Annotated in this window: 10 protein-coding genes and 1 pseudogene; 6 read left to right on the top strand and 5 right to left on the bottom strand. The window is 59.2% G+C overall.

From position 1 onward, the window contains the following. Positions 1-66 precede the first annotated feature (66 nt). Positions 67-2,256: a hypothetical protein gene (locus tag G3446_RS25010; protein WP_164456405.1), complete on the top strand. Its 2,190-nt coding sequence runs from the start codon at positions 67-69 to the stop codon at positions 2,254-2,256. A gap of 263 nt (positions 2,257-2,519) precedes the next feature. On the opposite strand, the gene G3446_RS25005 is transcribed toward G3446_RS25010, so the two are convergent. From G3446_RS25005 to G3446_RS25000, 3 genes are read right to left on the bottom strand one after another with little or no spacing between them, the layout of a single operon-like run. Continuing rightward, a complete protein-coding gene (locus G3446_RS25005) occupies positions 2,520-3,425 on the bottom strand; it encodes an ABC transporter permease (RefSeq protein ID WP_245232751.1) in 906 nt (301 codons plus the stop codon). An 18-nt stretch (positions 3,426-3,443) separates the two neighbouring features. Beyond that, entirely contained in the window at positions 3,444-3,623 is a 180-nt protein-coding gene (locus G3446_RS28450; protein ID WP_245232750.1) for a hypothetical protein, read from the bottom strand. Continuing rightward, positions 3,620-4,147, bottom strand: a complete 528-nt coding sequence (locus tag G3446_RS25000) for an AAA family ATPase (protein WP_245232749.1) — start codon at positions 4,145-4,147, stop codon at positions 3,620-3,622. The genes G3446_RS28450 and G3446_RS25000 overlap by 4 nt, the downstream gene beginning before the upstream one ends. Positions 4,148-4,438: 291 nt before the next feature. Here G3446_RS25000 and G3446_RS24995 point away from each other — a divergent pair, with 291 nt between their 5' ends. Genes G3446_RS24995 through G3446_RS24985 form a run of 3 tightly spaced genes read left to right on the top strand, consistent with a single transcriptional unit; the run spans position 4,439 to position 5,464 of the window. Then, on the top strand, positions 4,439-4,810 hold the full coding sequence (locus tag G3446_RS24995; protein ID WP_164456404.1) for a type II toxin-antitoxin system RelE/ParE family toxin: 372 nt from the start codon (positions 4,439-4,441) through the stop codon (positions 4,808-4,810). Then, positions 4,807-5,154: a helix-turn-helix domain-containing protein gene (locus G3446_RS24990; RefSeq protein ID WP_209262628.1), complete on the top strand. Its 348-nt coding sequence runs from the start codon at positions 4,807-4,809 to the stop codon at positions 5,152-5,154. Before G3446_RS24995 ends, G3446_RS24990 begins: the two co-directional genes overlap by 4 nt. Before the next feature lie 37 nt (positions 5,155-5,191). After that, positions 5,192-5,464, top strand: a complete 273-nt coding sequence (locus G3446_RS24985) for a LexA family protein (RefSeq protein ID WP_164456403.1) — start codon at positions 5,192-5,194, stop codon at positions 5,462-5,464. Between the two features lie 53 nt (positions 5,465-5,517). Here G3446_RS24985 and G3446_RS24980 read toward each other — a convergent pair whose 3' ends face one another. Then, the gene (locus tag G3446_RS24980; RefSeq protein WP_164456402.1) at positions 5,518-6,141 is read right to left on the bottom strand and encodes a VWA domain-containing protein; all 624 of its coding nucleotides are present in this window, start codon (positions 6,139-6,141) and stop codon (positions 5,518-5,520) included. 138 nt (positions 6,142-6,279) lie between these two features. On the opposite strand from G3446_RS24980, the gene G3446_RS24975 reads away from it, so the two are divergent. Then, entirely contained in the window at positions 6,280-6,477 is a 198-nt protein-coding gene (locus G3446_RS24975) for a type II toxin-antitoxin system HicA family toxin (RefSeq protein ID WP_164456401.1), read from the top strand. Then, positions 6,474-6,713: a hypothetical protein gene (locus tag G3446_RS24970; protein WP_164456400.1), complete on the top strand. Its 240-nt coding sequence runs from the start codon at positions 6,474-6,476 to the stop codon at positions 6,711-6,713. Before G3446_RS24975 ends, G3446_RS24970 begins: the two co-directional genes overlap by 4 nt. Positions 6,714-6,885: 172 nt before the next feature. Here G3446_RS24970 and G3446_RS24965 read toward each other — a convergent pair. Next, positions 6,886-7,187, bottom strand: a pseudogene (locus tag G3446_RS24965) (ABC transporter permease); the annotation flags it as partial.

Raw genomic sequence — 7,187 nt, 5'->3', positions numbered from 1 at the left:
GAAAGAACTCGATTCATTGCTCACGTTGAATTTTCAGGCATTCAAGAAATGTGATCTTGTGCCTATATGAAGTATATTCTGGTCTATGCGCACGGACGTCCCCTTGCTGTTTTTGAACTCAAACAACGGGACATCAAGCTTACGTTGGATGACGAGGCACAGGGGCTTTCCTATGCCAAGGTCTTGACACCGTCTTTCCCGTTGGTTGTTGTGGCGAACGGCATCGAGACGCGCATTCTTGCAGCGCATTCCGGCGAGATCTGGGAGCCGGCAACTCCCTCTGAAGAGGAGTTTGAGGCGCTGGTCGCATCGGCTGCGCGCGCTGCAACAGGAGATCTCAAAGAAGCGGTTTCTACGCTTATGGGATCTAACCCTGCCGTTTGGGTTCCTGCTGTGCGTGCTGCCTCCGGCGAGCTTCTAGGCGAGATGAGCGGCTCTCGGGATGACCCACTCCTGCCGTTCGTGAAGGATTTTCTTTTTCCTCGTAAGGCTACAAGTTTCGCCGTACGCCTACTCCAGGAAGGAAGGCGTTTCCTTCTGATCAAGGGTGCGCCACTTGTAGGTAAGAGTAGTCTGCTGCGGGAACTCGTTCTCAGGACGGTGGCTTCGACAAAGTTGGCAGTACTCTTTGTTCGCGGCGATGAAGGACGCGGGGTGCTTCACTCTGTGGCCGATCTACTCTCGGGGGCACTGGCGTGGCCAGTTACAGCGGATGAGGCTCGGCACTGGCTAATTCAGGTCTCCAAGGCTGATGGACCGGCATTGGTGCTAGCGGTAGATGGTATCGATCCTCGTAATGAGGCAATACGACATTCGCTTGAGGATTTGAGTTCTCCAGTGTTCGGGCAACAACTCCGGATTGTGGTGACTGTGGACGACGCCGTGGCAAAAGAGTTGTTGCAGAATTCCAGCGGGCGGGAAGCCTCGGCGATTGGTCGGCGCATTGATGAGGCGTTTGAGCTTGAATTGTTGGACAACGAAGAATATCAGGCTGCGACGGAAGTTTTTAGGGCTTGGAGAATGGTATTTCAGCACGGCGCGGATTCAGCGCTTGAGCATCGGGTGCCATGGATGTTGCGAGTGATCGGAGGTTCGTATGCGCCTCAGCCCGGAGACCCTGATGATGTGATCGCCGCTCTTCCGGCGCAGTTGAGCCTGGACTTGATCCGGCACACTCGTACACGATTTCGCGATGATGAGCTTTGTCGTCAGTTTCGTGCGGTCGCGAAGGCAATCTTGGACGATGTCGAAGACGATGGGCTACGTCTCGCACTGAAACTGGAAGCCATGTCGACGTTCGTTGTGCGGCGAGACACTTTGCTTAGATTCCTACAGTCAGCAGAAATCGAAAGCTTGATGAGTCGGGGTTACCTTAAGTCTGCGATTCATATATCGAACGACGCCGTGATCTTTGTGCGTTTGCCCGAACTAGTTGCGAGCGAAATCTCTCTTCTTCTCGGCGATGCGTTGACGGAGCGAGCACACGGCGACGCTACCGAAACCGCTCGTTGGCTGGTTAAGGTGACATCGAAAATCCCGTTGGGAGAGACTGTTGCTGCGCATGCGTTTCTTGATGCGGCACACATTGGGGGAGGTGTGCCCCTTAACGTAATCTATTCACTGGTTGACAGGCCACCCAAGAAGACATCTATCACTCCTGGCCTCAAGGCGGTTACTCACGTTCCGAATGTCGGTATGGTGAACATGACCTTCGAAGAAGATGGTTCATTCACAGCGGAGATTAATGGTCATCGGGAGGTGATTTCTGCCGACGGGGACTATGGAGCGCCAGGAATGTGGAGCGACTATCATCCGTGGTTGATCTTGTCTCATTTGGCTGGGCAACCGATGGCGACTGGTCACGAAGAAGATGCGATTAGAATTGATCTCGAGTTGCTAGGTATCATTGCCAGTTGCCCGCATGTTCTGAGGCGGCCAGATGTATCTTTCGGAGGAAGTGGCGTTGCGACGCATCACATTGACGGATATGGTGAGGTGGCCTGTCACAAAGCAGGAATCGTTGAGCCGATCACGTCCGCATTATTTAATATGCTCAGTCGGGAAGGTCAAGATCAAGAAGCCTGGATTGATCGAGCGCTTGAGAGCGAGTCGCTCGGGTTGTTGGTACGGATCGACATCGCATTGCGCGAGATGACTAAGCTATACGACCCAAACCAACGGGAATGGGCTGCACGCATTTTGAGTGAGAAGATTACGCCTGCATTGCAGGAAGCGTTTAGTTGCGCTACGTCTTGAATCGCAGAAACGCCAGATTTTAAAATGACGTCTGCTCGGTTTTTCGATCGTAATAGACGAGCATTATGGCACTCTCAAGGAATTGATGACATGCCTTATAGCCTATCTCGTTACACACATCTCCGCTGATCTGGTCCTAAATCGCTGATTTATATAGACAGACGTTTTTGGGGCGGTCACGCGAAATCAAGCGCTTACAGACTTGTGTGTAATGAGATTGGGATAACGCCATGATCATCCCAAAAGGCTTGACCGCACCCTACTCAATCCAAAGTCTTACTAAACCGCGACACCGCAACCGTCAACGTAACTCCCGCGAAAACAATCAACGCCACCACCTCCCCAGGCATCTCCGCCAAGCTAGCCCCGCGCAGCATGATCCCTCGAATCATCCGAATGAAATGGGTCAGCGGCAGCAGCTCGGACAAATACTGGGCGGCCTTGGGCATGCCGGCGAAGGGGAACATGACTCCTGAGAGCAGGATCGAGGGCAGGAAGAAGAAAAAGGTCATCTGCATGGCCTGGAACTGGGTCTTGGCGGCGGTGGAGATGACCAGGCCCAGGGTCAGGTTGGCGGCGATGGAGAGCAGGGCGGCGAGATAGACCTGGTAGAGCGCGCCCCTTACGGGTACGCCGAACAGCAGCGTGCCGAGGGCCAGGATGATGCTCACCTGCACCGGTCCGATGAGGACGTAGGGGATGATCTTGCCGAGCATCAGCTCGATGGTGTGCACCGGGGTGTTGATCAGCAGCTCCAGGTTGCCGCGCTCGGCCTCGCGGACGATGGCGACGGCGGTGAAGAGCACCATCGTCAGGGTCAGGATGACCCCGATCAGACCGGGCACGATGTTGAGCGCCGAGCGCCGCTCCGGGTTGTAGAAGTTGCGGACCTCGAAGACCGGCTCGCCGCTCGGTTTGTCCGCCGCCGTGTCGTAGTCGAGCCTGATCTGGGCGAGCTGGCGGGCCGCCATCAGGACGCCCGGGTCGGTGCCGTCGGCCAGCAGTTGGGCGGCCGGGCGCTCGGGATCCTGCAGCCGGCGTCCGAAGTCGGGCGGGATGTAGAGGCCGACCGAGATCTCGCCGCGCTGCAGCAGGCGCTCCAGCTCCTCGGGTCCGCGCACCGTTCGATGGATGTCCACCACCTGGGTCGCCTGGCTGTCGGCGATCAACGCCCGCCAGAGCGAGGTCTAGGCCTGGTCGGCCACCCCGGCCGGCAGGTGGCGCACGTCGGTGTTGATGGCGTAGCCGAACAGCATCAGCTGGATCAGCGGGATGCCGACGATCATGCCGAAGGTGAGACTGTCGTGTCGTAATTGCCGGACCTCCTTGAAGAGGATCGCGCCCAGTCGGGTGAGACAGCGGCTCATGGCTCGGCTCCGTCGGAATCGGTGGCGAGGACGAAAACGTCCTCCAGGCTCGGATGGACCGGCTGGACCCGGGCCTCGACGCCAGCGGCCACCAGTGCCGAGCGCACTCGCTCGGGCGCATCCTCGACCGCCTTGGCGACCAGCACCCGCAGCCGCACCCCGAGCTGGGTGACGCTGAGGATGTGCTCCAGTGAGTCCAGCGCCGCGCGCGCGGGTCCGGGCGCGTCCGTCTCCACCTCCAATACCAGGGCGTCCATGCCGGCATAGAGCTGGGTCGGGGTGCCGTCGGCGACGATGCGTCCCCGCTGCAGGATTGCCAGGCGGTAACAGCGCTCGGCCTCGTCCATGTAGTGGGTGGAGACTAGGATGGTGGTGCCCTCGGCGACCAGCGCGAAGAGGGTCTCCCAGAAATCGCGCCGGCTCTGGGGGTCGACCGCGCTGGTCGGCTCGTCGAGGAAGAGCAGGGGCGGCGCGTGCAGTGTGGCGGCGGCGAGGGCGAGACGCTGCTTCTGGCCGCCGCTCATGGCCAGTTCCGGTGACAGTTTACTGAACTCCAAGTATCCGCCAGAAACATCGGATAGAAAAAATAGATCCTGAGTGTCCGCTATCTGGAATTCACTCGGCATCCAAGGCAGGGCGAATCTGACCGCTCCCGCGTGTCGCGGACACTCCGCCGAGTCTCTTCAAGCCTTGCGGACAGAAAGAAACATGGCTCTTGGCGCCTCAAGACACTGGCATAAGAACGTCACAAAGTAGCCTTCACACAGGTCCGACATGCTCTTGAATGCATATGACTTGAAGGCTATATTTTGCTTATGCAATGGACCGTCCTACTTCACACGGCCTTCGAGCCAGAATTCGCCAGGCTACCGGATATCGTTCAGGACGAATTGTTGGCCCACGCGAGACTGTTGGAGATGTTTGGGCCACAGCTTGGCCGGCCGTGCGTCGATACACTGAACGGATCAAGGCACGCGAACATGAAGGAGCTCCGGTTCGATGCTAACGACGGTGTCTGGCGGGTGGCTTTCGCCTTTGATCCGGAGCGCCGTGCCATCCTGTTGATCGCGGGAGACAAGGCGGGAACGAGCGAAAAGCGCTTCTACAGACAGCTCATCAACAAGGCTGACGAACGATTCGACGCGCACCTGCATCAACTGAAGAGCGCAACCCGAGGCCGATCATGAAGAATTTACAGGACATCATGAGTTCCCTCCCGCCAGATCGTCGAGCTCAGGTCGAGGCGCGAGCCGAGGCCCTGATCGCCGAGGAAATGACGCTGAGGGACTTACGCAAGGCACACGACCTGACTCAAAAGCGCATGGCTGAATTACTGGGCGTGGGGCAAGAGAGCATCTCGCGGTTGGAGGGTCGGGCAGATATGCTGTTGTCCACACTTCGCAGCTACATCACGGCCATGGGTGGCTCTCTCGACCTGGTGGTACGCTTCCCCGACAGGCCCCCAGTATCCTTGTCAGCGCTCTTTGCGGCACAGAACGGCGACAAAGAAACCACGCGACGGACGCAGTGATATTGGCATCCGGCCCTGAACCAACCGAGTGATTCGCATGGCTGACCGGTTCACGGAAAAGCAGGGGCAATATCTAGCCTTCATATGCAACTATTCAGCGATGTTCGGTCAATCACCGGCTGAAGCGGACCTGCAGCGTTTCTTCGGGACATCGCCTCCGACGATCCAACAGATGCTCAAATCGCTGACGGAGAAGCAGCTGATCAGCCGCACACCTGGCAAGGCGCGCTCAATACAAATGCTCATCGATCCGCAGGAAGTCCCGCAGTTAGTGCGCCCAAGCGGAACGAGTCCGAGCAGGTTGAGGTAGACGAGATTCCGTCGCGGCCTATTGCGCCCTACGCTGGGTCAAGCGGTTTCAGGCTAACCCCGGCGGGCCATCGTCTCTCCGACCCAATCGGCCAGGCGATCCGGTGTCATGGCGCCGATCTCCATGCCGGCGGCGGCGAGTTGGGCGGCGAAGGGTCGCTCGTAGTCGGGGTTGCCTCGGTCGTCGAGGGCCGCTAGGCCGAGCAGCGCGACACCGCTCTGATGCAACCGTGCCGTCAGTTGGACGAGCGTCGCGGGGTTGCCGCCTTCGTAGAAGTCGGAGACCAGCACGATCAGCGTCCGACGCGGTGTCTCGACCTTGCCGCGGGCGTAGTCCATGGCCGCCGCGATGTCCGTGCCGCCTCCGAGCTGGACGCCGAGCAGGAGCTCGACCGGGTCGCCGACACGCTCGCTGACTTCGACCACTCGGGTGTCGAACAGGACCAGACGGGTGCGCAGGACGCGCAATCCATGGAAGACGGCGGCAACCACGGCGCTATGGATCACGGAGCTGAGCATGGAGCCGCTTTGGTCGACGAGCAGGATCAGGTCCCAGGGCAGCCTGCGCCGCTGGCGTCGCCAGAACCACAGCCGCTCCGGGATCACGACACCCAGCTCCGGCTGATAGTGCTTGAGGTTGCGCCGCAGCGTGGTGGCCCAGTCCAGATTGGACAGCAAGTAAAACCGGGACAGACCATGTTTTCCTGCTAACAGCCGTCAACCCGACGCCGGAAAGTTGGACGGCGCGACTCGGTAAAGAGTGTGGCGTCACGGGTTGCCGGCAACGTTAGCCAATAGAAGAATTGAGCATCCACTATGCCACCAAAAGTAAGGGAGCTCATTGCTCGGCTGGAGCAAGCCGGCTTTTCCAATCGCGGTGGCAAGGGCAGTCACCGCAATTTCGTTCATCCGCGAGTTCAGAAACCGATCACAATTTCTGGCAAGCCAGGTGACGACGCAAAGCAGTATCTTGTTCGTGCCGTTGAGCGCGCCATCGCGGAGTCCAAGAAATGAAAGACAGCGATCGATACGCCAAGATTGTAGAGTGGTCAGAAGAAGACCAGTGCTACGTAGGAAGCTGCCCCGGGCTTGTGTTCGGCGGATGCCATGGCGACGACGAAGTGGCTGTTTTCAAGCAGCTCTGCCGAGTCGTCGACGAAGTCATTGAGCTCTATCATCACGACGGCAAACCGTTACCAGAGCCCACGGCTGGGCATGATCTCGTCAATCGACTACAGGACGTTGCCTAGACAGTCGCTCCAGACGACCCCACGCGGCCGGCTTGGTGGCGGATCCCCTCAATCCAACGTCTTACTAAACCGAGACACAGCCAGCATCAACGTAACCCCCGCAAAAACAATCAGCGCCACCACCTCCCCAGGCATATCCCCCAAACTGGCCCCGCGCAGCATGCCCCCCGGATCATCCGAGCTCGGCCTCGCGGACGATGGCGACCGCAGCGAAGAGCACCATGGTCAGGGTCAGGATGACCCCGATCAGACCGGGCACGATGTTGAGCGCCGAGCGCCGCTCCGGGTTGTAGAAATTGCGGACCTCGAAGACCGGCTCGCCGCTCGGCTTGTCCGCCGCCGTGTCGTAGTCGAGCGAGATCTGGGCGAGCTGGCGGGCCGCCATCAGGACGACCGGGTCGGTGCCGTCGGCCAGCAGTTGGGCGGCCGGGCGCTCGGGATCCTGCAGCCGGCGTCCGAAGTCGGGCGGGATGT

Origin of the sequence: Thiorhodococcus minor, assembly GCF_010820565.1 — a bacterium.
GTDB classification, from domain to species: domain Bacteria; phylum Pseudomonadota; class Gammaproteobacteria; order Chromatiales; family Chromatiaceae; genus Thiorhodococcus; species Thiorhodococcus minor.
Note: the sequence above shows the minus strand (reverse complement) of the source record. Positions and strands in the feature narration are given on the sequence as shown.

Bases quoted from the DNA above. Each gene is read 5' to 3' on its own strand.
- G3446_RS25010 (WP_164456405.1), top strand. From the start codon at position 67: ATGAAGTATATTCTGGTCTATGCGCACGGACGTCCCCTTGCTGTTTTT.
- G3446_RS28450 (WP_245232750.1), bottom strand. From the start codon at position 3,623: ATGAGCCGCTGTCTCACCCGACTGGGCGCGATCCTCTTCAAGGAGGTC.
- G3446_RS25000 (WP_245232749.1), bottom strand. From the start codon at position 4,147: ATGAGCGGCGGCCAGAAGCAGCGTCTCGCCCTCGCCGCCGCCACACTG.
- G3446_RS24995 (WP_164456404.1), top strand. From the start codon at position 4,439: ATGCAATGGACCGTCCTACTTCACACGGCCTTCGAGCCAGAATTCGCC.
- G3446_RS24990 (WP_209262628.1), top strand. From the start codon at position 4,807: ATGAAGAATTTACAGGACATCATGAGTTCCCTCCCGCCAGATCGTCGA.
- G3446_RS24985 (WP_164456403.1), top strand. From the start codon at position 5,192: ATGGCTGACCGGTTCACGGAAAAGCAGGGGCAATATCTAGCCTTCATA.
- G3446_RS24975 (WP_164456401.1), top strand. From the start codon at position 6,280: ATGCCACCAAAAGTAAGGGAGCTCATTGCTCGGCTGGAGCAAGCCGGC.
- G3446_RS24970 (WP_164456400.1), top strand. From the start codon at position 6,474: ATGAAAGACAGCGATCGATACGCCAAGATTGTAGAGTGGTCAGAAGAA.